Origin of the sequence: Flavobacterium sp. FlaQc-49 (genome assembly GCF_044005985.1) — a bacterium.
In the GTDB taxonomy this organism is placed as follows: domain Bacteria; phylum Bacteroidota; class Bacteroidia; order Flavobacteriales; family Flavobacteriaceae; genus Flavobacterium; species Flavobacterium cupriresistens.
The window spans coordinates 185,504-208,836 of record NZ_JBIPCS010000003.1 but is presented as its reverse complement, the minus strand read 5'-3'; the positions used below and the strand labels follow the sequence as shown (position 1 = coordinate 208,836).

Sequence of the window (23,333 nt, the reverse complement as noted above, 5' to 3'; positions counted from 1 at the left end):
TTAAAGTTTTCGAAAACCAACAATCCTTGCTTCAATTATTTTGGATTAACAAATAACAAAGCAATTTCTAACTTAATATTATAGTGATATTCGTAACTTTGAAAATTGAATTGATAAATTGTACTTATGTCGTCACAAAAACGCCTTTTTTTACTTGATGCTTACGCTTTAATATTCCGTGGTTATTATGCCTTCATAAAAAACCCAAGAATCAACTCCAAAGGAATGGATACGTCCGCCATTATGGGCTTCATGAATTCCCTTTTGGATGTTATTAGAAGAGAAAAACCGGACCATCTGGCTGTTGCTTTCGATAAAGGAGGAAGTGCACTTCGTAACGAGATATTTCCGGAATACAAAGCCAATCGCGATGTAACACCGGAAGCTATAAAAATTGCAGTGCCTTATATCTGCGAATTACTAAAAGCCATGCACATTCCTATTATTGAAGTGGCAGGTTTTGAAGCCGATGATTTAATTGGAACGATTGCCAAACAAGCCGAAAAACAGAATTACAAAGTTTTCATGGTAACTCCCGATAAGGATTTTGCTCAATTGGTTTCTGAAAACATCTTCATGTACAAACCGGCCCGAATGGGTAACGGAATTGAAATTTGGGGTGTTCCGGAAGTCTTGGCAAAATTTGAAATCGAAAGACCGGAACAGGTAATTGATTTCCTTGGAATGATGGGTGATGCTGCCGATAACATCCCGGGACTTCCGGGTGTTGGTGAAGTAACGGCTAAAAAGTTTTTAAAAGAATTTGGTACAATGGAAAACCTTTTGGCTAATACCGACAAGCTGAAAGGAAAAATGAAAGAAAACATCGAGGCCAACAAAGAAAAGGGATTACTCTCTAAAACTTTAGCCACTATTTTATTGGATTGCCCGGTTACTTTTGACGAAAATGATTACGAGCTAACACGTCCCGATATCGAAAAAACAGATGCTATTTTTCAGGAATTAGAATTCCGAAGAATGGCGGAACAATTTGATAATTTGTTTAAAACAGGTGGAGCACAAATTACGGAGACAGCCCCTGACGCCAAATTATACAAAAAAGCACAACCTAAAAACGAAGACCAGTTTGATCTTTTCGGAGCCGGTGATACCGCCGAAAATCCGGAAGCTGCAAGAACTTCTTTTTATACTACTTTAGAAAACACACCGCACTCCTATCAGGCAATTGAAGGCGATTTAGGTATTAAATTACTTTTACAAAATTTACAAAAACAGACTGCTGTTTGTTTTGATACTGAAACTACCGGTTTAGATGCTTTGCATGCGGAACTGGTTGGTATTTCGTTTTCTTATGAAAAAGGAAAAGGGCTTTATGTTCCGTTTCCGGAAAATCAGGAAGAAGCAAAAGCTCTGATTGCCAAGTTTATTCCGTTTTTTGAAAATGATAATATTGAAAAAATCGGTCAGAATTTAAAATACGATTTAAAAATTCTTTCTAATTATGGTGTTACGGTAAAAGGAAAACTTTTTGACACGATGATTGCACATTATCTGATCAATCCGGATATGCGTCATAATATGGATATTCTAGCAGAAACATATTTGAAATATTCCCCAAAACCAATTGAAGATTTAATTGGTAAAAAGGGTAAAAATCAAATCTCAATGCGTGATGTTGCTTTGGAAGACATCAAAGAATATGCTGCTGAGGATGCTGATGTAACCTTACAGTTGAAAGAAATCTTCACCACTGAATTAGACAAAACGGAAACCAAAAAACTGTTTGACGAAATCGAAATTCCGTTAGTAAGTGTTTTGGCTGCTATGGAAACAGAAGGTATTCGTCTTGATGTTGAGTTTTTAAAAGCAATGTCTAAAGAAATGGATGTTGAAATTAAAACTTTGGAGCAAAATATTTACGAAACTGCAGGCGAGAAATTCAATTTGGCTTCTCCAAAACAGTTGGGTGATATTTTATTTGATAAAATGAAAATTGGTGGTGCCAAACAAAAGAAAACCAAAACTGGTCAGTACGCTACCGGTGAGGAAGTATTAACTTATTTAGCCAACGACAATCCGATTGTAAAAGAGATTCTGGATTGGCGTCAAATGGTAAAATTACAGAGTACTTATATTCTGGCTTTACCGGAACAAGTAGACAAAAAAACACAAAGAGTTCATACCGATTATATGCAGACTGTTGCTGCAACAGGCCGTTTGAGTTCTAATAATCCAAACTTACAGAATATCCCGATTCGTACCGAAAGAGGTCGTCAGATTCGTAAAGCATTTGTAGCCCGTGACGAAAACCACACTTTGATTTCTGCGGATTATTCTCAAATTGAATTGCGAATTATTGCCGCTCTGAGTGGTGAAGAAAACATGATCAAGGCCTTCCAAAACGGAGAAGACATTCACAAAGCAACAGCTGCTAAAGTTTTTGATGTTCCTTTGGATGAAGTGAGCCGCGAACAAAGAAGTAATGCTAAAACAGTAAATTTCGGAATTATCTACGGTGTTTCTGCTTTTGGATTGAGTAATCAGACTTCCTTATCAAGAAGCGAAAGTGCTGCTTTGATTGAAGCCTATTACAAAACATACCCAAAATTGAGATCTTATATTTCAGAGCAAATTGAATTTGCACGTGAAAAAGGATACGTACAAACCATTTTAGGACGTCGTCGTTACTTAAAAGATATTAATTCTGCCAACGCCGTTGTAAGAAGCGCTGCAGAACGAAATGCCGTGAATGCCCCTATTCAGGGAAGTGCTGCAGATGTGATTAAAATTGCAATGATCAACATTCATAAAAAATTAAAAGAAGAAAACTGGAAATCAAAAATGTTACTTCAGGTACATGATGAGCTTGTGTTCGATGTTCACAATGACGAACTCGAAAAAATCCAGCCTATGATCAAACACGAAATGGAAAACGCTTTTATAATGGCGGTTCCGTTAGAAGTAGAATTAGGATTAGGTAAAGATTGGCTGGAAGCGCACTAAGATTATTGTAGATTTTAGATTAATGATTTTAGATTGTCTGCCGCCTATTACCTAAAGCTGAAACACATAAAAACTAAACAAAAAAAATCCATTCAAACGAATGGATTTTTTTTTGAACTATACTTTGCGGGTTGATTCCCGTTCTTTTAATACTGTTTTGATTACGATGGTTTCATAATCTGACGTTTCTTCTTCGTTTTCTTCGAGTCTTTTGATTAACCTTTTGGCAGCGACTTCACCAATTTCAATACCGTGTTGGCTTACTGTTGTCAAACTTGGCGATAAACGTCTTGAAGCTAAAATTCCATCTGCAAAACCAATAATCGAGATATCTTCCGGAACTCTGTATCCTTTTTTCAATCCTACGCGTAAAGCTGCAACGGAGTCATTTTCATCCAAAGCAAAAATTCCGTCAATTTTTTGTTCAAAAATAGCGTCAATTTTACTTTTCATATCCTCTTCAGAATCGGTTCTGAGGATGATTTTTTCGTTTATCGCAATGTTATTGTTCTCTAAAGCTTTCAAATAACCGTCAGCTCTCAATTTTCCAACACTTAAATTATCAACAGAAGAGATTAAGGCAATATTTTTACAACCTAAATTAATCAAATGTTGTGTCGAGTTTAAAGCAGAATCGTAATCGTCTACAACTACTTTATCACATTCTACACCTTCCGCAATTCGATCAAACATTACGATTGGCGTTCCATCATTTATAATTGCCGAAAAATGGTTGTATTCCTGTAATTTTTGCGCTTCTTCTGAAACTGATAATATAAAACCATCGATGGTTCCGTTACTCAACATTTCCAGTGTATGAATTTCTTTTTCTAAAGATTCATTAGAAATACAGGTAATTACATTATATCCTTTTTTGTCTGCTACTTTTTCGATACCACTAAAAACCTTCGCAAAAAACGAGTTCAATATATTAGGTATAATAACTCCAATTGTTTTTGTTTTACGATTTTTCAAATTCAAACCAATCACATTCGGTTTGTAATTTTTCAATTTCGCGTATTCTTTAATCTTAATTTTTGTTTGCTCACTAATTTCAGGACTATCATTAAGCGCTTTAGAAACTGTTGATACAGAAACATTGAGTTCTTTTGCGATTTGTTTTAAAGTTGCTTTAGCTTTCATTCTATCATGTTTTATGGAATTAATACAAATATAGTAGAATTACTGAAATTACAACAAAAATCATCGCAGACTACATCAAAATCTTATCATGTTTTCCCTTATGTCTTAAGAGAATTATAAAAAAAATAAAAAATAAATCTAATTTCTAAAACTACTCTGTAAGAAAGCCCGTAAGTAACCTAATACGCAAAAATGCAATTCCTATTAATAACCATTTAAAAAAGTAATAATTATGAAAAACGAAGTACGAGTTCAAGAGGTAGACACTTCATTGAACAACAGAAGGAATTTTCTCAAACTAAGCGGACTAACTATTGCCAGTGCCGGATTACTTATGGCCGGATGTAGTGACAACAATGATAATGATGATCCTATAATAGATAATATGTTACCAGGAGTCAAAAACGGAAAATTCGATTTAGGAGCCGGAGATTTTGGCGTTCTGACCTACGCATATGCCTTAGAACAATTAGAGGCTGACTTTTATACCAAAGTGGTAAACGCTTCCAATTTCAACACCACCTTCAATGCTATTGAAAAACAAGTCCTTACCGACTTATATTACCACGAAGTAGTACACAGAGATTTCTTTAAAGCTGCTTTAACTGGTGGACTACCGGATCCGAGTTCTCAACTACTCCCTACATTAGCATTTAATTACGGCGCTTTAAACTTTAATAGTCGCAACGATGTTCTGGCTACAGCCAAAGCACTTGAAGATACCGGTGTAGCCGCATACAACGGGGCAGGAAAACTGATCAAAAATCCGGATTACTTATTGTTGGCCGGGAAAATTGTTTCTGTAGAAGCAAGACACGCCTCTGCCATCAGAAGTTTAATTAATCCGAATTCTAAAGATTTTGCCGGAGATGATATCATCAATATGACAACCGGATTGGATGACGCAAAAGATCCTTCGAAAATTTTAGCCATTGCAGGCGGATTTATCACAACTCAATTTACTGCTAAATATTTACCTTAATAATAACCCAATTTAAAAATTAGAAATTATGAATATACTAAAATTTATAGAGTCTTTTACCAATGAGGGTATTATGACTAGCACAGGTTCAAGAAGAGACAGTTTTACACAATTTGGAAATCTTGGAAAAAATTTAGCATTTGCATCCATTCCATTCGGACTATCCGCATTGGCTAACAAAGCAATGGCAAAAGATATAACCCCTACTCCTGCAACACCAATCGGAGCGTTGCAGTTTGCATTAACTTTAGAATATCTTGAAAATGAATTTTATGCTATGGCATTAGATTCAGGAGTAATTCCCGCATCAGAAAATAGCGGTCGCGATTTGAAAGTATTTCAGCAAATTGCTGATCATGAAGCCGATCACGTAAAATTTCTAATTGCAGGTTTAGGTGGAACAATGAGTCCCAATTTTGTCCCTAAACCTACTTTTGACTTTACAGTTGGAGGCGCTTTTAATCCTTTTGGAGATTATCCGACCTTCTTAGCCTTAGCTCAGGCATTTGAAGATACGGGCGTAAGAGCCTATAAAGGACAGGCTGCAAATCTGATTTCTACACCTGATTTATTAACCGCAGCACTTCAAATCCACTCTGTTGAAGCACGACATGCGTCTGAAGTAAGACGACTGCGTGGTTTAAAAGGATGGATTTCCAATAGTGAAAGAGGTGCAGGAATGCCGGCCGCAACACAAGCTGTCTATGATGGCGAAGGCCTTACGATACAGGCAGGATTTAATACATCAACCTTATTTGGTGCCGCAGCAGGATCTGAAGCTTATGACGAACCACTTACTACACAGCAAGTTGTAGATATAGCCAACCTCTTTATAGTATAATTTACTTTTTTATCTGCCTTACTTGAAACCATCTTTACGTACTTTTGTAAAGATGGTTTTTTTATTGTTTTAGATAAAAAAATAGCTCCTGAAAATCAGGAGTTAAAATAATCTTTTCAGGTATTTGGTTTTAAAATAATTAATTGTACTTTTGCATCCCCTTTATTGGGGATGGAATGTTTAATTAAAATAATATTATGGACGCATTAAGCTACAAAACAGTTTCAGCTAGCAAAGCCACTGTAACTAAAGAGTGGATTGTTGTTGACGCTGAGGGTCATAACTTAGGACGTCTTGCTTCAAAGGTTGCAATGATCTTAAGAGGTAAGTACAAACCAAGTTACACACCGCACGTTGACTGTGGAGATAACGTAATTGTTATCAACTCAGAAAAAATTAACCTTACAGGTACAAAAATGAATGACAAAATTTACATGCGTCATACAGGTTACCCAGGAGGACAAAGAACTTTAACTGCTAAAGTATTGCAATCTAAAAACCCTGCATTATTAGTAGAGAAAGCTGTAAAAGGAATGTTACCTAAGAACAAATTAGGAGCTGAACTTTTTAGAAATCTAAATGTTGTTGTAGGAGCTGAGCACAAACAAGGAGCTCAAAAACCTAGAACTGTTAACCTAAACGATCTTAAGTAATGGGAGTTATTCACAAAATCGGTAGAAGAAAAACCGCTGTTGCACGTGTATATGTTTCTGAAGGAACAGGAAAAATCACTGTAAACAAAAAAGAATTCGCAACTTACTTTCCAACGGCAACTTTACAATACAAAGTTTTACAACCAATGTCTATGACAGAAAATGTAAACAACTTTGATGTAAAAGTAAACGTTTACGGAGGTGGTTCAACTGGTCAGGCAGAAGCTGTAAGAATGGCATTAGCACGCGTTATGTGTGAAGTAAATGCTGAAAACAGAGCTATCCTTAAACCAGAAGGTTTATTAACAAGAGATCCAAGAATGGTTGAACGTAAGAAATTCGGTCAGAAGAAAGCTCGTAAGAGATTCCAATTCTCTAAACGTTAATATTACCTGTCTTGTTCATTTGGGACAAGACATGATCAATTATTTATTGAAATTAAAAAACACAGTTGTTGTTGCTCTCCTACCGAGGTAGGAAATAGTTTAGCATCTAAATGTATAAAGCCTGGGAAACCGCCATTTATGCATTGCTAATCAACAGAACGTAAACTAGTACAAAAATGGCAAACAAAATAGAAGTAAAAGACTTACTAGAAGCAGGTGTTCACTTCGGACACATGACTAGAAAATGGGATCCAAATATGGCTCCTTACATTTATATGGAGCGTAATGGTATTCACATTATCAATCTATATAAAACTGCAGCTAAAATTGAAGAAGCTAACGAAGCTTTGAAAAAAATCGCTGCATCAGGTAGAAAAATCTTATTCGTAGCTACCAAAAAACAAGCAAAAGACATCGTTGCTGAAAAAGCAAAAGCTGCAAACATGCCTTACATCACTGAAAGATGGCCTGGTGGAATGCTAACTAACTTTGTAACTATCAGAAAGGCAGTTAAAAAAATGTCTTCTATTGATAAAATGAAGAAAGACGGTACTTTCATGACACTTTCTAAGAAAGAGCGTTTACAAGTTGATCGTCTACGTGCTAAATTAGAGAAAAACTTAGGTTCAATCGCTGATATGTCTAGACTACCTGCAGCATTGTTCGTAGTAGATATCAAAGCAGAACATATCGCAATAAAAGAAGCACAAAAATTAAACATTCCAGTTTTCGCAATGGTTGATACGAATTCTGACCCAAGAGAGGTTGATTACGTTATTCCTGCAAATGATGATGCTTCTAAATCAATTGACAAAATTTTATCTTTAGTAACTGCTGCTGTAATCGACGGTCTTTCTGACAGAGGTTCTGACAAAGAAACTGAAGCTACAACAGAAGATGCTACTGCTGCACCTGCTGCTGTAGAAGCTGCACCAGCTGTTGAAGCTGCTGCTCCTGCTACTGAAGAATAAATCAAATTTTAAATTCCAAATTTTAAATTCCAAAATCCAAATAAAAATTAAAAACATTATGTTGATAATTTAATAAAATTGGAATTTGGGATTTAAAAGCTGGAATTTTTACTTTTAACATTAAAATTCAAAATATTATGGCAACAATTACTGCTGCAGACGTAAATAAATTAAGACAAACTACAGGTGCCGGAATGATGGACTGTAAAAAAGCTTTAGTTGAAGCTGAAGGAGATTTCGATAAAGCGATACAAAACCTTAGAGAAAAAGGACAAAAAGTTGCTGCTAATCGTTCTGACCGTGAGTCTTCTGAAGGAGCTGCTGTTTCTTTTGTTAATGCTGATAAAACTAAAGGAGCGATCATCACTTTAAACTGCGAAACTGATTTCGTAGGTAAAAATGAAGCTTTCGTAACTTTAGCTAAAGAATTAGTAGAAAGAGCTATTAACTTTTCTTCTAAAGAAGATTTCTTAGCTTCAGATTTCAACGGAATTACTGTTGCTGAAAAACTAATTGAGCAAACTGGTGTTATTGGTGAAAAAATCGAAATCGGTGGTTTTGAAATTTTAGAAGGTGCTTTCGTTGGATCTTATGTTCACGTTAACAAAATTGCTGCATTAACAGCAATCTCTCAATCAGTTGACAACGCTGAAGTTTTAACTAAAGACATCTCTATGCAAGTTGCTTCTATGGGAGCTGATACATTATCTTACAAAGATTTTGATCCTGCTTTCGTTGAATCTGAACTTGCTGCTCGTATTGCTGTAATCGAAAAAGATAATGAAGAAGCAAAACGTTTAGGAAAAACTTTAAAAAATGTTCCTAAATATATTTCTTTCTCTCAATTAACTGAAGAAGTTATTAAACAAGCGGAAGAAGATGCTAAAGCTGAATTAAAAGCTGAAGGTAAACCAGAGCAAATTTGGGACAAAATTATCCCAGGAAAAGTACAACGTTTCATCTCTGACAATACTACTTTAGATCAAGAAAAAGCTTTATTAGATCAAAACTTTATCAAAGACGATAGTAAAAAAGTTAGTGATTATGTTAAAGGATTCAACGTTGAAATCACAGGTTTCAAAAGAGTTACTTTAGGTTAATATATTATTTTTTCAATACAAAAAGCCCGAATATTAATTTATTCGGGCTTTTTTATTGCTTATGCTACTGGTTCTTTTAACCGCAAATATTTTATGTGAATTGTAAAATGTAAAATGCGAAAAATCAAATCTATTTTATCCTTAGACGAACTAAATCATTTCACAATTCGCATTTCACATCTTACTTCTTATCCGTAATCGGAAAATTTCTCGCTCTCATCAAAGCATCTGACTTAGGCGCTCTTCCTCTGAAGTTTTCATATGCTTTTTCCTGATCAATCGTATTTCCGGTACTAAAAACATTGTCATAAAGTCGTTTGGCAACCTCTTTATCGTAAGGTCCTTTTCCCTCTAAGAAAGCCTCATACGCATCTGCATTTATAACATCTGCCCACAAGTAACTGTAATATCCTGCCGCATAACCGTCACTTGAAAAAATATGCCCAAACTGTGGGATTCTGTGACGCATTACAATCTCTGACGGCATATTTAGCGCATCTAAGGTTTCTTTTTCAAATTTATGAGGATCAATAGCCTCTGTTGCTAAGTGAAGCTTCATATCAATCAGTGAACTTGAAATCGTTTCAACTGTTGCAAAACCTTCGCCAAAATCGGCTGCTTTCTCTATTCGATCAACTAATGCCTGAGGCAGTGGCTCATTGGTTTTATAATGTAACGCAAATTTATTTAAGACCTCCGGAGTTGCCAACCAGTGCTCTAACAATTGAGAAGGAAACTCTACATAATCTCTTGCAACACTTGTTCCCGACAAACTTGGATAGGTAACATTTGAACATAAACCATGAAGTGCATGGCCAAATTCATGGAATAACGTAGTCGCATCCGACCACGAAATTAAAACCGGCTCGTTTGCAGTTCCTTTAATAAAATTACAATTATTAGATACGATTGTCAGAACATCTCCGTCTAATTTTTGCTGATCACGGTAAGAATTCATCCACGCACCGGAACGTTTTCCTGCACGCGCATAAGGATCAAAATACCATAATCCCACTACTTTACCTGTTATCTTATTACTCACTTCCCAAACACGTACATCCGGATGATAAACCGGAACATCTGTGATTTGTTTGAATTTTAAATTAAATAATTCCCCGGCAACCCAGAACATTCCTTCACGTAAATTCTCTAATTGCAGATAAGGTTTAACTTCATTTTGATCTAAATCATACTTTGCTTTTCTGACTTTTTCAGCATAATAACGATAATCCCAAGGTTCAATTTTAAATTTTCCACCTTCAGTATCAACAATTTTCTGCATTTCAGCCACATCCTGCTGCACTTTTTCTACCGCAGGTTTCCAAACCGACATCATTAAATCTAATGTTTTCTGTGGGTCTTTTGCCATTTTATTAGACAAACTCCAATGCGCAAAGGATGGAAAACCAAGTATTTTTGCTTTTTCAGTACGCAATTTCAAAATTTCAACTAAAGTCGAATTAGTGTCATTCTCATTTCCGTTATCTCCACGTTTCACAAAAATATCAAATGCTTTTTCTCTTAAATCCCTGCGCGTTGAGAACGTCAAAAAAGGCTCAATCGAAGAACGTGTATTGGCAACGCAGCCCATAACGTCTAATTTTCTTTCTTTTGCTTCTGCTATTGCGGCATTTTTTTCTTCAGCCGGAAGACCATCAAAATCAGCTTCTGTTTTTAAAGCCACGTACTGATTGTTTTCTTCTGCTAATAAATTTTGATTAAATCGGGTAAAAAGTGTCGCTAGTTCTTTATTGATTTTAGCTACTTTTTCTTTGTCGGCATTATTTAATTTTGCTCCTTCACGAACAAAATCAGTGTAATACAACCAAATCAATCTTTGTTGCTCGCTGGTAAGTTTTTTGCTTTCTTTTGAATTATATAGAGCCTCAATTCTTTCGAAAAGCTTTTTATTCTGATTGATTTTATCCGAAAACTCAGAAAATTTTGGAGACATTTCAGTATCCACAACATTAAATTCCGGACTACTTATGTTAGATCTGTAAATTCCATACACAGTAGAAATTCTTGTAATCGTTTTACCGGAGCGCTCTAAAGCCGCAATCGTATTATCAAAAGTTGGCGCTTTTGAATTATTTGCAATAGCATCAACTTCATCCAGTTTCTCCTGAATAGCAAACTGAAGTGCCGGTTTAAAATCTGAAACCTTGTACAGATTAAATGCAGGAACTCCGCCATACGGACCTGTCCATTTTTTAAGCAACGGATTTTCAGTATTGGTTTGTGCGTTCGACGCAAAAAAGGTTGTCCCCATAAGAATAATTCCAATTATTTTTTTTGTTATCATCACTTTGTTGTGGTATAAATGAATTTTGTAATTCCTTCAAAAATAACTAAAAACAGCATTGCAAAGAAAATTTTAACTTCTCGTCCATTTTAATGACCTTGGCCTAATTTAAATTCAAACTATCCCAACTTTTAAAGAAATAACTTAAATTTGACCCATCAATTATAAAAACACATGTTTAAAACCAGAAAAGAAATTGTCTTTGTTGTTCTTGCAGGAATTTTTATTACTAATGCAGTCGTCGCAGAACTAATTGGAGGAAAACTAATCCAGATTGGCCCATTTGTAATGAGTATCGGGATTCTACCTTGGCCAATTGTCTTTCTTACTACCGATTTGATCAATGAATATTTTGGAGAAAAAGGTGTTAAAAAACTTTCTTTTATAACAGCCTGCCTGATCGCTTATGCATTCCTGATCTTATTTATGGCTATTGTGGTTCCGGCCGCAAAAGGCATTAGCCCGGTAAATGACGAACAGTTTCAAGCTGTTTTTGGACAGAGTATGTGGATTATTGTCGGTAGTCTTATCGCTTTTATAATTTCTCAGCTAATTGATGTTTGGATCTTTTGGTTTTTTAAAAACAGAACAGGCGAAGGAAAAATATGGCTTAGAACCACGGGATCAACTGTAATCTCTCAATTATTTGATTCTTTTATTGTTCTTGGAATTGCTTTCTGGTTACCTGGAAAAATTGATTTTGACACCTTTATTTCATCGGGATTAACGGGCTACATTTTTAAACTTTCTGTTGCTATTTTACTGACGCCATTAATTTATCTTGGACATCACTTAATAAAGAAATATCTCGAGCAGGACCCTACTACTGAAGATAAAACCAAGACTATCGAAAAACAATAAGATCATCTTAAAATACTGACTCTTAAAATTTTGATGTGCTAATATTCTAAAAAATAGTTCGAATATCAGAGTTTTGAGAAGCAGAACCATTCCTATTTTATAACCAAAACCAATTAACAAAACCAAAACATGAAATCTAATGAAATTATTACTTTTTTACAAAACCACAATTACACCTACACTTCAAACAATAAAACAATAACAGTTAATCTTGAGCTATCACAAAATGTTCTGATTGATGTTTCAAATCCCGAAAAAATCATACTAAAAGACGAACTTGTCTTCTGGAATTTTTTAACCGGTGCCATCAAAATGAGTTTAAAAAACGCTATCGTATACAATTTTATATTAATTCTCTTTTTTGGCTTTTTATGTCATTATCTGGAATTTACAAATCAAAATTACACCAATTTATTTTTGATCCTTATCAGTTGGATTTTACTGTTCTCTACCTTTTATTTGATCAAATTAGAAAGTTTTAAATTGCAGCTTGCAACAGCGATAAAATAAAAAATCTTTTACAATACTTAAAATCTCAAACCTAAACTGCTTGAGATTTTTTTTTATATTTGAAATAAAAATGGATTTAATAAGATGTGGCTGGTGTACTTCCAGTGATTTATACAAAAAATACCATGATGAAGAATGGGGTGTTCCTGTTTATGACGACGCATCATTATTCGAATTCTTAATCCTTGAAACTTTTCAGGCCGGTTTAAGCTGGATTACTATATTGAATAAAAGAGAAAATTTCAGAGCTGCCTTTGATCATTTCGACTATAAAAAAATCGCCAATTATCCCGAAAATAAAATCGAATCTTTACTTGAAGATACGGGAATTATTCGCAATAAATTAAAAATTCGTTCCGCCGTTACCAATGCACAGGCCTTTATAAAAATACAGGAAGAATTTGGAAGTTTCTCCGATTATATCTGGAAATTCACCAACGGAAAACCTATAGACAATACCCCAAAAACCTTAAAAGACGTTCCTGCGACCACACCTCTATCTGACGAAATCAGCAAAGATTTAAAAAAAAGAGGCTTTAAATTTGTAGGTTCTACCGTGATTTACGCCCACATGCAAGCCACCGGAATGGTCAACGATCACGTCGGAGATTGCTGGACTCGAGCTTAGTTTGCAGTCGCAGTATTCAGTCTCAGTTTGCAGTCGCAGTCATAAAAACCGTGATTGAGAAATGAGACTGAAAACTGAGACCGAAAACTTTTTTCCCCTCCCCAAATAAAAATTTCTTACATTTGCTTCACACTTTAGGGGTGTCTGCAACATTGCAGGCTGAGATTTTACCCTCTGAACCTGATCTAGTTCATACTAGCGTAGGGAAAAGTAAGATGACTTTCTGATGCACTTTCATGTGCAATTGTAGCCATTCCTAGAGTAAAGAAACGCAGCAATGCCTTTCTTCAACACACTAAATCTAGAAGGAATGGAACTAAAAATCAACCAACAAATCAAACATTTCAATGCTGAAACACTTAGCGTTCAGTCATTGCTCGATCTCGAAATTCCGAACAAACAAAACGGAATTGCCATTGCTATAAACAGCACCGTAATTCCAAAACCTGAATGGGACTCTCATTTTATTCGGGAAACTGATGATATTCTGATTATTTCCGCCACCCAAGGGGGGTAGGAATTAAAATTCCAATTTTTATAATTGTTGTGGGGGTAAAATTCAAATTCCAACCTCCGTGGAGACGCACTGCTGTGCGTCTCTACAACACGTCTTTACGACGACAAACGTCTCATCAACAAATCATTTCACAACACACATATTACTAAAAAAATAAAAAAAATGACAAACGAAGAAAAAATATCCAGAACGCCATTTCCAAATTCCAAAAAAATATATGTGAATGGTGAAATACACCCAATAAAAGTCGCCATGCGCGAAGTGGCATTAAGCGACACGCGACTTTCTAATGGCGGAACTGAAAAGAATCCGGCGATAACTATCTATGACACCTCCGGTGCTTATACCGATCCGGATATCACCATTGACATCCGAAAAGGGCTGCCACGACTAAGAGAGGAATGGATTTTAGAACGAAATGATGTTGAAATCTTATCTGAAATAACATCCGATTACGGACAAATGCGATTAAAAGATGAAAACTTAAACCATTTAAGATTCGAATATTTACATCAACCTAAAAGAGCTAAAGAAGGAGCAAACGTAACCCAATTGTATTACGCCAAACAAGGAATCATCACTCCGGAAATGGAATATATTGCGATTCGTGAAAACCAACGTATCGAACTTTTAAACGAACAAACCAAAGCCATGCAATGCCAGCACGCAGGTCATAGTTTTGGAGCAAATACACCGAAAAGTAAAATTACACCGGAATTTGTTCGTAGTGAAGTGGCCATTGGACGCGCCATTATCCCAAACAACATCAACCACCCAGAAAGTGAACCGATGATTGTAGGCCGAAATTTCCTTGTGAAAATAAACGCTAACATCGGAAATAGCGCTGTGACTTCGACTATTGAAGAAGAAGTAGAAAAAGCCGTTTGGGCTTGCCGTTGGGGAGCAGATACGATAATGGACTTATCAACAGGAAAAAACATTCACGAAACCAGAGAATGGATCATTCGTAACTCTCCGGTGCCTATTGGAACGGTGCCTATTTATCAGGCCTTAGAAAAAGTAAAAGGAATTGCTGAAGATCTAACATGGGAAGTTTTCCGTGATACACTAATTGAGCAAGCTGAACAAGGAGTTTCGTATTTTACGATTCATGCCGGAGTTTTACTGCGCTACATTCACTTAACCGCAGAACGTGTGACCGGAATTGTTTCCCGCGGCGGATCTATAATGGCGAAATGGTGTTTGTTTCACCACAAAGAAAACTTTTTATACACCCATTTCGAAGAAATCTGCGAAATCATGAAACAGTATGATGTCGCTTTTTCTTTAGGAGATGGCTTACGTCCCGGTTCTATTGCCGATGCTAATGATGCTGCACAATTTGCCGAGTTAGAAACTTTGGGAGAACTGGCAAAAATAGCCTGGAAACATGATGTACAAGTCTTTATAGAAGGTCCTGGTCACGTGCCGATGCACATGATTAAAGAAAACATGGACAAACAATTAGAGCATTGTAACGAGGCTCCTTTTTATACTCTTGGACCTTTAACAACGGATATTGCACCTGGTTACGACCACATTACATCTGCCATTGGAGCGGCTATGATTGGCTGGTACGGTTGTGCGATGCTGTGTTATGTTACACCAAAAGAACATTTAGGTCTTCCTAATAAAAAAGACGTAAAAGACGGCGTAATTACCTATAAGATTTCAGCTCACGCTGCTGATTTAGCCAAAGGACATCCGGGAGCACAATATCGCGATAATGCCTTGAGTAAAGCCCGTTTTGAATTCCGTTGGGAAGATCAGTTTAATTTATCATTGGATCCGGACACAGCAAGAGAATTTCACGACGAAACACTTCCTGCCGAGGGTGCTAAAATTGCCCATTTCTGCTCGATGTGCGGACCAAAATTCTGCTCAATGAAAATATCACAGGAAATTCGTGATGTAGCTGCCGCAGAAAAAGGGATGCAGGAAAAATCAGAAGAGTTTATTGAACAAGGAAAAGAAATTTACATCTAAATGTTTATAGTGAAATGCAAAATGGGAGATGTAAAATGAGACAAGTTGTCGTCATTCCAAATCTCACAAAAAACATTTTACATTTCACAAAAAGCATCTCACAAAAGAACATTTCACATTTCACACTAATGATCGTTATATCAAATCCAGTTGCGGTAGCAAACGAAATCAGCCTAATCCATTCTCTTTTTGAGGAGGGATTAGCGCTATTTCATATCCGAAAGCCGGATTTTACTGAGATTGAAATGATGCAATTTATTGAGCAAATAAAACCTGAATTCAGGTCAAAATTGATCCTGCATACACAGCATCAAATTGCTGATGCTTTTGGTATTAGTAAAATTCATTTTTCTGAAAGAGAACGAAATCAGACGTTACTATTTCCCTTTAAAAGCAAAACGGTTTCTACTTCTTCCCACTCGATTGCTGATTTTAACGCTTTAGATCCAAACTTTGAATATGCTTTTTTAAGCCCTGTTTTTAAAAGCATTTCGAAAGAAAATTATGCTTCTGAAATTAATCTTTTTGAAGCAGTAAAATCAAGAAAAAACTTTAAGACAAAGATGATTGCTTTGGGCGGAATTTCTCCTGAAAATAGTAAAACAACGTTAGAAAATGGTTTCGATGGTATTGCCCTTCTGGGAGCGATATGGAATCATGAAAACCCTGTAAACCAATTTATATTATGTCAGAAAATCGTCCTTACGTACTCACTATAGCCGGTTTAGACCCCACTGGAGGGGCAGGTATTCTGGCAGATATTAAAACTTTCGAACAACATCAGGTTACGGGTTTTGCTATTTCAACGGCCAATACCATTCAAACCGAAAATCAATTCCATCACATTCAATGGACTGATTTAAGCTTTGTGCTTCGTTCTATTGAAACTTTGTTTGAAAACTATAAAATCAAAACCGTAAAAATCGGAATCACACCAAGCTTACCTTATTTAAATCGCATTCTTTCGACTATAAAACTGCTGTCTCCGACCACAAAAATTGTTTGGGATCCGGTTCTGAAATCAACAACAGCATTCGAGTTTATGAAAGTTACGGCTGATTTGGATTTTCATAAAATTCTATCCAAAATTGATTTGATTACACCTAATTACAATGAAATAGAACTTTTGTTCCCTGGGTTTTTATCAAACAATCTTTGGATAAAAAACGAAATTCCAACAACTATTTTACTCAAAGGAGGACACAACCCCACTAAAATCGGAACAGATTGTTTGTTTTTGAAAAATGAAATAGTTGAATTGTTGCCTTCTGAAAAAAAATGCTTCGAGAAACACGGCTCCGGCTGCATTCTTTCGGCAGCTATAGCCGCAAATCTCGCATTAAACCAAGATGAAAAAGAAGCTTGTATCAATGCCAAAGCCTACATAGAAACATACCTGAGTTCAACTTCAACATTAATCGGATATCATTATGTACAATAAATTACAATACATCTCGCAAGGAAATACAATCTCAAAACAATTGTATAACATTCACGAAGCACTTGATAGTGGTTGTGATTGGGTTCAAATGCGTTTCAAAAATCAAAATACTAAAAACTCTTTTGCACTGGCTGAGGCGGTAAAATTTTTATGCGAAGAATACCTGGCCAATTTTATTGTAAACGACAATGTATATCTGGCACAACAAATTGCTGCCGATGGTGTGCACTTAGGCCTATCAGATACCAAAATTGAAGAAGCAAGAGCCATTTTAGGAGATACTAAAATCATTGGAGCAACCGCTAATACATTTGAAGATATTCAAAATCACATTACAAACGGTTGTGATTATATTGGTTTGGGACCCCTCCGATTCACTACGACAAAGGAAAAATTAAGTCCGGTTCTTGGTTTTGAAGGTTATTCTGAAATTCTTCAAAAATTAAAAGACAACAATTCTGAAATTCCGGTTTATGCTATTGGCGGAGTTATTTCTACCGATATCGACAGATTAATGGAAATTGGTGTTCACGGCATCGCCGTCTCCGGACTCATCACAAAAAGTGATCAAAAAGAAAAACTCATTCAACAATTAAACGAAAAATTATATGCAAACGTCGTTATTTAATATTGGTGATAAAACCTTAACCTCACGCCTGTTTTTAGGAACAGGAAAGTTTGGTTCCAACCTCGAGATGGAACGTGCCATTTTAGCTTCAGAAAGCGAATTAGTAACCGTTGCCTTAAAACGAATTGATTTAGAAACCGATACGGAGACTATTTTAACGCATTTAAAACATCCCGGAATTAATTTGTTACCCAATACATCAGGGGCCAGAAATGCTAAAGAAGCCATATTTGCTGCGCAATTGGCCCGTGAAGCATTAGAAACAAACTGGCTAAAACTCGAAATACATCCGGATCCTAAATACCTGATGCCCGACGCGATTGAAACCTTAAAAGCCACAGAAGAACTGGCAAAATTAGGTTTTATCGTTCTCCCTTACATTCATGCTGATCCCGTTTTGTGCAAACATTTGGAAGATGCCGGAACCGCTGCTGTCATGCCGTTAGGTTCCCCAATTGGAAGCAATAAGGGTTTAAAAACTATAGATTTCTTAGAAATAATTATAGAGCAAAGTACCGTTCCGGTGATTGTAGATGCCGGTATTGGTGCGCCCTCTCATGCCGCAAAAGCAATGGAATTAGGTGCTGATGCTGTTTTAGTGAATACCGCTATTGCAGTCGCCGGAAATCCTGAATTAATGGCACAAGCTTTTAAAGAAGCCGTAATCGCAGGTAGAAAAGCTTTTGAAGCCAAACTCGGAAAACAATACAATCACGCAATTGCTTCCAGTCCTTTGACTTCTTTTTTATATGATTAACAATTATTCTAACCGCAAAGAGGACAAAGACTTAAGCAAGGCACACAAAGCTTAGCGAACCTAGCGTAAACCATTGCGCCCTTTGCGGTTAAAACCTAACAAAATGAAAACATTTAAATCGGTATTTAAAAACTACGATTGGGATACCATTCAATCCAGAATATACCAAACTTCAACTCGTGAAGTCGAACAAGCATTGGCCAAAACCAAACGCAATCTGGACGATTTTCTGGCGTTGATCTCACCCGCCGCATTGCCTTATTTGGAGACCATGGCGCAACAATGTCATGAACTCACCAAAAAACGTTTTGGGAAAACGATTCAGATGTATGCACCTTTGTATTTAAGTAACGAATGCCAAAATATCTGTACTTATTGCGGTTTTAGTTTAGACAACAAAATCAAACGAAAAACACTTTCAGACGCAGAAATTAAACTTGAAGTTGAAGCCTTAAAAAAAACCGGTTTTGATCATGTTTTATTGGTTACCGGTGAAGCCAATTATACGGTGAATATTAACTATTTTCTAAATGCCATCACCCAGATCAAAGAGCAATTTTCGATCATTTCAGCAGAAGTGCAACCACTTTCTACCGAAGAATACGAACGTTTACATGACGCAGGCGTTTACTCGATTTTAGTTTATCAGGAAACCTATCATCAGGAAGTTTATAAAAAATACCATACTAAAGGCAAAAAGTCAAATTTCGATTTCAGATTAGAGACTCCGGACAGAGTTGGAACAGCAGGAATTCATAAAATAGGATTAGGTGTACTATTAGGTTTGGAAGACTGGCGAACCGATAGTTTCTTTAATGCCTTACACATCAATTATCTTCAGAAAAAATACTGGCAGACAAAATACTCGGTTTCCTTCCCGAGATTGCGTCCTGCGGAAGGAATTATTGAACCTAATTTTATAATGGATGACAAAGACCTGACACAGCTGATCTGCGCTTACCGTTTGTGGAATGAGGATCTTGAAATCTCTATTTCAACGCGTGAAAATGAGAAATTCAGAAATAACATCATTCCGATTGGGACAACAAGCATGAGTGCCGGTTCTAAAACCAATCCGGGTGGTTACGTTGTTGATCCGCAATCCCTGGAACAATTTGAAATCAGTGACGAAAGATCAGCAGAAGAAATAGCGCAAGTCATAAAAAAATCAGGCTACGAACCGGTCTGGAAAGACTGGGACAGAACGTTTAGTCAGACGGTCTAAATACATCTCACATTTTACATTTCACACAAAAATAATGAGCATCATACAAGAATTTCTACGCTATAACAGACAAACTATACTCCCTGAAATCGGCGACGAAGGTCAGGAGAAAATCAAAAACGCAAAAGTATTGGTGATCGGTGCGGGTGGTTTAGGCTGTCCAATTTTACAATATATAGCTACCGCAGGAGTGGGAACAATTGGCATTGTCGATTTTGACACCATCGAGATACACAATTTGCATCGTCAGATTTTGTATACCGAAGATCAGGTTGGACAGGGTAAAGCCCTAACCGCTAAAAAGAAACTTGAGCAATTAAATCCCCTAATTACTGTTGTTGCTTTTGAAGAAAAACTTACTGCCGAAAATGTCATTTCACTCCTCTCCGATTTTGACATTATTGTGGATGGCTCCGATAATTTCACTACCCGTTATTTGGTCAACGATACTTGTGTAAGCTTAGGAAAAACATTGGTTTACGGCAGTATTTTAAAATTTGAAGGACAACTTGCCGTATTTAACCATATGGGGAGTAAAAACTTACGCGATTTATTCCCCGAAATGCCTGACCCTAAAGAAGTCCCAAATTGCAACCTGAATGGAGTTCTAGGAACATTACCGGGAATTATTGGTACCAAGATGGCCCACGAAACTTTAAAATTAATAATAGGACTACCTACATTAAAAAACGAATTGGTACTTTTTGATACCCTAAACTGGAACTTTACTAAACTGAGGTTTTGAGCAATATTTCCATAAACTCTTCCCTATCAATTTCCCTACAGCCTAAACTTTCTAAATGCGAATTATAAACCTGACAATCGAGAAGTTTGTAATTCGCTCTTTTTAAATATTCAACCAAAGCAATAAAAGCTACTTTGGATGCATTTGACACTTTCGAGAACATACTTTCTCCACAAAAAACATGGCCTAAATCAATTCCGTATAAACCACCTACCAAAACCTCATCCTGCCAAACCTCAATAGATTTTGCAATTCCCATTTCGTTTAACTTACAATAGGCATCAATCATTTCATTTGAAATCCAGGTTCCATTCTGACCGTCCCGTTTTATTTTCTGGCAGTTTGAAATAACGTCTTTAAAATTTTTATTAACGGTAACTTTAAACTGATTTCTATTCAAAACGTTGCGCATACTTTTAGACACGATCAGTTCATCGAGAAACAAAACCATTCGAGGATCGGGTGACCACCAAATAATAGGTTCTCCTTCATTAAACCAAGGGAAAATTCCACTTTTATAGGCCAATTGCAGGCGTTCCGGGCTTAAATCTCCTCCTATAGCGAGAATTCCTTCTTCGTCGGCTTCTGAAACTGGTGGGAAAAATAAATCTTTAGACATGTAGTACATCTTTTTTTTATAACTAAATATAATACTGAAATTCCAATACTGAAATTCCAAATTCCAAATTCCAAACTTTTGTGATTTTGATGCTTTCTGCGAAAGGCAAATTTTATTCCTTCCAAAATGCTAATTTAAATATTGGAAGTGCTCTTCTTATGTCATTTCGAGCGAAGTCGAGAAATCGCACAAGAAACTCCGTACAGTTTGTCATCCTGAGGAACGAAGGATCTACGTTTGCTGAATCGATACCACTGAACTTCACTTTACGGATTATCTTGTGAAGATACTTCGTTCCTCAGTATGACAAAATTGCTGATAATAGAAACGGAGCAGCTGGTGTGATTTCTCGACTTCGCTCGAAATGACAAAAAATAATAAATAACAATACTGAAATTCCAAATTCCAAACTTTTGTGATTTTGATGCTTTCTGCGAAAGGTCAAGTTTATTCCTGCTTAAATACTGAATTGAATATTGGACGTGCTCTTCTTGTGTGATTTCTCATACTTCGAAATGACAAAAAAAGGCATTTAATTTAAATATCAATACAAAAAACAAATTCCAAATTCCAATTGTACGAACGAATTGGAATTTGGAATTTTTCCCGACAACAATCGGGATTGGAATTTAACCTTTTGGATTAACTCTTAGAAAGGTAAATCGTCCGGTTCGTTTTCGTTTATGCTTGTAGCCGGAGCAAAAGTTTCCGCGCTAGGCATTGGTGGCGCTTGTGAAGGTGCTTCGTTACCTACTCTTTCGATTCTCCAACCTTGAATACTATTGAAATATTTAGCTTCTCCTTGTGGATTAACCCATTCTCTTCCTCTTAAATTGATAGAAACTTTTACTGCCTCTCCTTGCTTATAGCTACTTAACAAATCGCATTTATCTTGCGTAAATTCGATTAAAATATGTTGTGGATATTGTTCATCAGTAGTAACAACTAATTCTCTTTTTTTAAATGAGGCACTAACTTGTTGCTCTGGGTTAACCACTTTTACTTTTCCTGTAACTTCCATCTTCGTTTATATTAATTATTGTTTCTTTTCTTATTTCTTAGCCAAAAGCACTTTCCAGGCAGATGTTATATCATCTTCATTTAGGTATTTTTTAGCTTCTAAATGCACTTTTTCCACATCATCAGAGCTTAAAACTCCTTTCACAGAAAAGTTTTCTTTTACAAATATACTAACTTCTTCTGTTGTAGGCAAGGTTTCTATATTTCCGAGTTTACCCAGATCATTTCCGTCAAAAACATTGCTTTCTTTGATAAAATCCGGAATCATATCTACTCCAATCCCTAGAGTTGTTAGCGGTTTTGGCACTTCAAAAAGTCCTTGGTTTGATCTTGAATACCAATTACTTCCCAATCTTGAAACCAAGTCAATTTTATGTTGATCGATTGCTCCGTTTTCGTCCAAAATAGCTTCGTGAATATGAATTTTCACTACTTCACACAGGATTAGATTTCCCGCCCCACCTTCGGTTCCTAATGGAATAATCTGCGTGACTTTGCACTCAAATTGCACCGGAGATTCTTTTACACGATATGGTTTTACTAAATCTGACGGAATTTGTGTCAATCCGGCCTTTATAAATTCATTTACACCTTCTCCATATTCTGTACTGGACAGTGAAGTTTGTTGCACCAAATCATAATTCACCACATTGATTACCACCTCACGAGTTGCTTCGGCATTGATTAAAGTATGTTTAATCGTATTGTCGCGCACGCGTCTTGAGGGTGAAAAAACCAAAATTGGCGGATTGGCACTAAACACATTAAAGAAACTAAACGGCGACAGATTCGGAATTCCTTTTTCGCTGATAGTACTTGCAAAGGCAATAGGTCTCGGCCCAACGGCACTCTGCAAATAGCCGTGCAATTTTGCTGTTGGAATCTCTTTTGGGTTAATGGTAATCATAATTTTTTGGTTTTAACCGAATCTCTTTTCCGGCGAGTACAAAAGTATAGAAATCGTTTCTGCCAAAGAAATACTTTAGACTTAAAAACAAAAAAACTTTTGAGCACCACAAAATTTAACTGTGTTTATTTCGTTATATTTATA

The 23,333-nt window shown here is 36.2% G+C and carries 23 protein-coding genes and 1 riboswitch; of the genes, 18 read left to right on the top strand and 5 right to left on the bottom strand.

The annotated features are described in order from the left end of the window. Positions 1-126: 126 nt before the first annotated feature. Positions 127-2,964 carry a DNA polymerase I gene (gene polA / locus ACHRV3_RS07275; protein WP_395433808.1) on the top strand — a complete coding sequence of 946 codons (2,838 nt, stop codon included), beginning with the start codon at positions 127-129 and terminating at the stop codon, positions 2,962-2,964. A gap of 117 nt (positions 2,965-3,081) precedes the next feature. Here the strand turns inward: polA and ACHRV3_RS07270 are convergent, their stop codons facing one another. Then, positions 3,082-4,107 (bottom strand): LacI family DNA-binding transcriptional regulator, encoded by a 1,026-nt coding sequence (locus tag ACHRV3_RS07270; RefSeq protein WP_047773056.1) that lies wholly within the window; start codon positions 4,105-4,107, stop codon positions 3,082-3,084. A 232-nt stretch (positions 4,108-4,339) separates the two neighbouring features. On the opposite strand from ACHRV3_RS07270, the gene ACHRV3_RS07265 reads away from it, so the two are divergent. The 6 genes from ACHRV3_RS07265 (at position 4,340) to tsf (ending at position 9,040) form a co-directional block, all read left to right on the top strand. Further along, positions 4,340-5,089, top strand: coding sequence for a ferritin-like domain-containing protein (locus ACHRV3_RS07265; RefSeq protein ID WP_047773054.1), 750 nt, complete (start codon positions 4,340-4,342; stop codon positions 5,087-5,089). Positions 5,090-5,117: 28 nt separating this feature from the next. Next, positions 5,118-5,930, top strand: a complete 813-nt coding sequence (locus ACHRV3_RS07260) for a ferritin-like domain-containing protein (RefSeq protein WP_395433807.1) — start codon at positions 5,118-5,120, stop codon at positions 5,928-5,930. 197 nt (positions 5,931-6,127) lie between these two features. Then, positions 6,128-6,583, top strand: coding sequence for a 50S ribosomal protein L13 (gene rplM, locus ACHRV3_RS07255; protein WP_047773051.1), 456 nt, complete (start codon positions 6,128-6,130; stop codon positions 6,581-6,583). Beyond that, positions 6,583-6,969 carry a 30S ribosomal protein S9 gene (rpsI, locus tag ACHRV3_RS07250; protein WP_007808909.1) on the top strand — a complete coding sequence of 129 codons (387 nt, stop codon included), beginning with the start codon at positions 6,583-6,585 and terminating at the stop codon, positions 6,967-6,969. The genes rplM and rpsI overlap by 1 nt, the downstream gene beginning before the upstream one ends. A gap of 176 nt (positions 6,970-7,145) precedes the next feature. After that, the gene (rpsB, locus tag ACHRV3_RS07245; protein ID WP_047773049.1) at positions 7,146-7,940 is read left to right on the top strand and encodes a 30S ribosomal protein S2; all 795 of its coding nucleotides are present in this window, start codon (positions 7,146-7,148) and stop codon (positions 7,938-7,940) included. A gap of 137 nt (positions 7,941-8,077) precedes the next feature. Further along, a complete protein-coding gene (gene tsf / locus ACHRV3_RS07240; protein WP_047773047.1) occupies positions 8,078-9,040 on the top strand; it encodes a translation elongation factor Ts in 963 nt (320 codons plus the stop codon). Positions 9,041-9,221: 181 nt separating this feature from the next. Here the strand turns inward: tsf and ACHRV3_RS07235 are convergent, their stop codons facing one another. Beyond that, positions 9,222-11,345, bottom strand: coding sequence for a M3 family metallopeptidase (locus ACHRV3_RS07235; RefSeq protein ID WP_395433806.1), 2,124 nt, complete (start codon positions 11,343-11,345; stop codon positions 9,222-9,224). Between the two features lie 174 nt (positions 11,346-11,519). Here ACHRV3_RS07235 and ACHRV3_RS07230 point away from each other — a divergent pair, with 174 nt between their 5' ends. The 11 genes from ACHRV3_RS07230 (at position 11,520) to ACHRV3_RS07180 (ending at position 20,643) form a co-directional block, all read left to right on the top strand. Then, a complete protein-coding gene (locus tag ACHRV3_RS07230) occupies positions 11,520-12,206 on the top strand; it encodes a queuosine precursor transporter (RefSeq protein ID WP_047773045.1) in 687 nt (228 codons plus the stop codon). A gap of 129 nt (positions 12,207-12,335) precedes the next feature. Then, positions 12,336-12,716 carry a hypothetical protein gene (locus tag ACHRV3_RS07225; protein WP_230004504.1) on the top strand — a complete coding sequence of 127 codons (381 nt, stop codon included), beginning with the start codon at positions 12,336-12,338 and terminating at the stop codon, positions 12,714-12,716. A 70-nt stretch (positions 12,717-12,786) separates the two neighbouring features. Then, positions 12,787-13,344: a DNA-3-methyladenine glycosylase I gene (locus tag ACHRV3_RS07220; RefSeq protein ID WP_395433805.1), complete on the top strand. Its 558-nt coding sequence runs from the start codon at positions 12,787-12,789 to the stop codon at positions 13,342-13,344. Positions 13,345-13,470: 126 nt separating this feature from the next. Beyond that, a riboswitch (TPP riboswitch) is annotated at positions 13,471-13,568 on the top strand. 86 nt (positions 13,569-13,654) lie between these two features. Then, the gene (gene thiS, locus ACHRV3_RS07215) at positions 13,655-13,861 is read left to right on the top strand and encodes a sulfur carrier protein ThiS (protein ID WP_047773278.1); all 207 of its coding nucleotides are present in this window, start codon (positions 13,655-13,657) and stop codon (positions 13,859-13,861) included. A gap of 162 nt (positions 13,862-14,023) precedes the next feature. After that, a complete protein-coding gene (gene thiC / locus ACHRV3_RS07210; RefSeq protein ID WP_047773040.1) occupies positions 14,024-15,847 on the top strand; it encodes a phosphomethylpyrimidine synthase ThiC in 1,824 nt (607 codons plus the stop codon). Between the two features lie 128 nt (positions 15,848-15,975). Further along, entirely contained in the window at positions 15,976-16,566 is a 591-nt protein-coding gene (locus tag ACHRV3_RS07205; protein ID WP_395433804.1) for a thiamine phosphate synthase, read from the top strand. Next, a complete protein-coding gene (locus ACHRV3_RS07200) occupies positions 16,533-17,288 on the top strand; it encodes a bifunctional hydroxymethylpyrimidine kinase/phosphomethylpyrimidine kinase (RefSeq protein ID WP_395433803.1) in 756 nt (251 codons plus the stop codon). The genes ACHRV3_RS07205 and ACHRV3_RS07200 overlap by 34 nt, the downstream gene beginning before the upstream one ends. After that, the gene (locus ACHRV3_RS07195; protein WP_395433802.1) at positions 17,278-17,916 is read left to right on the top strand and encodes a thiamine phosphate synthase; all 639 of its coding nucleotides are present in this window, start codon (positions 17,278-17,280) and stop codon (positions 17,914-17,916) included. Before ACHRV3_RS07200 ends, ACHRV3_RS07195 begins: the two co-directional genes overlap by 11 nt. Next, positions 17,897-18,673, top strand: coding sequence for a thiazole synthase (locus ACHRV3_RS07190; protein WP_047773034.1), 777 nt, complete (start codon positions 17,897-17,899; stop codon positions 18,671-18,673). The genes ACHRV3_RS07195 and ACHRV3_RS07190 overlap by 20 nt, the downstream gene beginning before the upstream one ends. A 103-nt stretch (positions 18,674-18,776) precedes the next feature. Beyond that, on the top strand, positions 18,777-19,898 hold the full coding sequence (gene thiH, locus ACHRV3_RS07185; protein WP_395433801.1) for a 2-iminoacetate synthase ThiH: 1,122 nt from the start codon (positions 18,777-18,779) through the stop codon (positions 19,896-19,898). Positions 19,899-19,932: 34 nt separating this feature from the next. Then, entirely contained in the window at positions 19,933-20,643 is a 711-nt protein-coding gene (locus ACHRV3_RS07180) for a HesA/MoeB/ThiF family protein (RefSeq protein WP_395433800.1), read from the top strand. Here the strand turns inward: ACHRV3_RS07180 and aat are convergent. The 3 genes from aat to ACHRV3_RS07165 form a co-directional block, all read right to left on the bottom strand. Continuing rightward, the gene (gene aat, locus ACHRV3_RS07175) at positions 20,627-21,271 is read right to left on the bottom strand and encodes a leucyl/phenylalanyl-tRNA--protein transferase (RefSeq protein WP_395433799.1); all 645 of its coding nucleotides are present in this window, start codon (positions 21,269-21,271) and stop codon (positions 20,627-20,629) included. The genes ACHRV3_RS07180 and aat overlap by 17 nt on opposite strands. Before the next feature lie 640 nt (positions 21,272-21,911). Continuing rightward, positions 21,912-22,283: a DUF3127 domain-containing protein gene (locus ACHRV3_RS07170; protein WP_047773029.1), complete on the bottom strand. Its 372-nt coding sequence runs from the start codon at positions 22,281-22,283 to the stop codon at positions 21,912-21,914. 30 nt (positions 22,284-22,313) lie between these two features. Further along, positions 22,314-23,189 (bottom strand): flavin reductase family protein, encoded by an 876-nt coding sequence (locus tag ACHRV3_RS07165; protein ID WP_047773028.1) that lies wholly within the window; start codon positions 23,187-23,189, stop codon positions 22,314-22,316. Positions 23,190-23,333: the final 144 nt, after the last annotated feature.

Excerpts from the sequence above, each read along its gene's own strand:
- ACHRV3_RS07265 (WP_047773054.1), top strand. The coding sequence starts at position 4,340 with ATGAAAAACGAAGTACGAGTTCAAGAGGTAGACACTTCATTGAACAAC.
- thiS (WP_047773278.1), top strand. The coding sequence starts at position 13,655 with ATGGAACTAAAAATCAACCAACAAATCAAACATTTCAATGCTGAAACA.
- ACHRV3_RS07270 (WP_047773056.1), bottom strand. The coding sequence starts at position 4,107 with ATGAAAGCTAAAGCAACTTTAAAACAAATCGCAAAAGAACTCAATGTT.
- ACHRV3_RS07190 (WP_047773034.1), top strand. The coding sequence starts at position 17,897 with ATGCAAACGTCGTTATTTAATATTGGTGATAAAACCTTAACCTCACGC.
- ACHRV3_RS07235 (WP_395433806.1), bottom strand. The coding sequence starts at position 11,345 with ATGATAACAAAAAAAATAATTGGAATTATTCTTATGGGGACAACCTTT.
- ACHRV3_RS07170 (WP_047773029.1), bottom strand. The coding sequence starts at position 22,283 with ATGGAAGTTACAGGAAAAGTAAAAGTGGTTAACCCAGAGCAACAAGTT.
- tsf (WP_047773047.1), top strand. The coding sequence starts at position 8,078 with ATGGCAACAATTACTGCTGCAGACGTAAATAAATTAAGACAAACTACA.
- ACHRV3_RS07205 (WP_395433804.1), top strand. The coding sequence starts at position 15,976 with ATGATCGTTATATCAAATCCAGTTGCGGTAGCAAACGAAATCAGCCTA.
- rplM (WP_047773051.1), top strand. The coding sequence starts at position 6,128 with ATGGACGCATTAAGCTACAAAACAGTTTCAGCTAGCAAAGCCACTGTA.
- ACHRV3_RS07180 (WP_395433800.1), top strand. The coding sequence starts at position 19,933 with ATGAGCATCATACAAGAATTTCTACGCTATAACAGACAAACTATACTC.
- rpsB (WP_047773049.1), top strand. The coding sequence starts at position 7,146 with ATGGCAAACAAAATAGAAGTAAAAGACTTACTAGAAGCAGGTGTTCAC.
- rpsI (WP_007808909.1), top strand. The coding sequence starts at position 6,583 with ATGGGAGTTATTCACAAAATCGGTAGAAGAAAAACCGCTGTTGCACGT.
- ACHRV3_RS07225 (WP_230004504.1), top strand. The coding sequence starts at position 12,336 with ATGAAATCTAATGAAATTATTACTTTTTTACAAAACCACAATTACACC.
- ACHRV3_RS07230 (WP_047773045.1), top strand. The coding sequence starts at position 11,520 with ATGTTTAAAACCAGAAAAGAAATTGTCTTTGTTGTTCTTGCAGGAATT.
- ACHRV3_RS07200 (WP_395433803.1), top strand. The coding sequence starts at position 16,533 with ATGTCAGAAAATCGTCCTTACGTACTCACTATAGCCGGTTTAGACCCC.
- ACHRV3_RS07195 (WP_395433802.1), top strand. The coding sequence starts at position 17,278 with ATGTACAATAAATTACAATACATCTCGCAAGGAAATACAATCTCAAAA.
- polA (WP_395433808.1), top strand. The coding sequence starts at position 127 with ATGTCGTCACAAAAACGCCTTTTTTTACTTGATGCTTACGCTTTAATA.
- thiC (WP_047773040.1), top strand. The coding sequence starts at position 14,024 with ATGACAAACGAAGAAAAAATATCCAGAACGCCATTTCCAAATTCCAAA.
- ACHRV3_RS07220 (WP_395433805.1), top strand. The coding sequence starts at position 12,787 with ATGGATTTAATAAGATGTGGCTGGTGTACTTCCAGTGATTTATACAAA.
- aat (WP_395433799.1), bottom strand. The coding sequence starts at position 21,271 with ATGTACTACATGTCTAAAGATTTATTTTTCCCACCAGTTTCAGAAGCC.
- thiH (WP_395433801.1), top strand. The coding sequence starts at position 18,777 with ATGAAAACATTTAAATCGGTATTTAAAAACTACGATTGGGATACCATT.
- ACHRV3_RS07165 (WP_047773028.1), bottom strand. The coding sequence starts at position 23,189 with ATGATTACCATTAACCCAAAAGAGATTCCAACAGCAAAATTGCACGGC.
- ACHRV3_RS07260 (WP_395433807.1), top strand. The coding sequence starts at position 5,118 with ATGAATATACTAAAATTTATAGAGTCTTTTACCAATGAGGGTATTATG.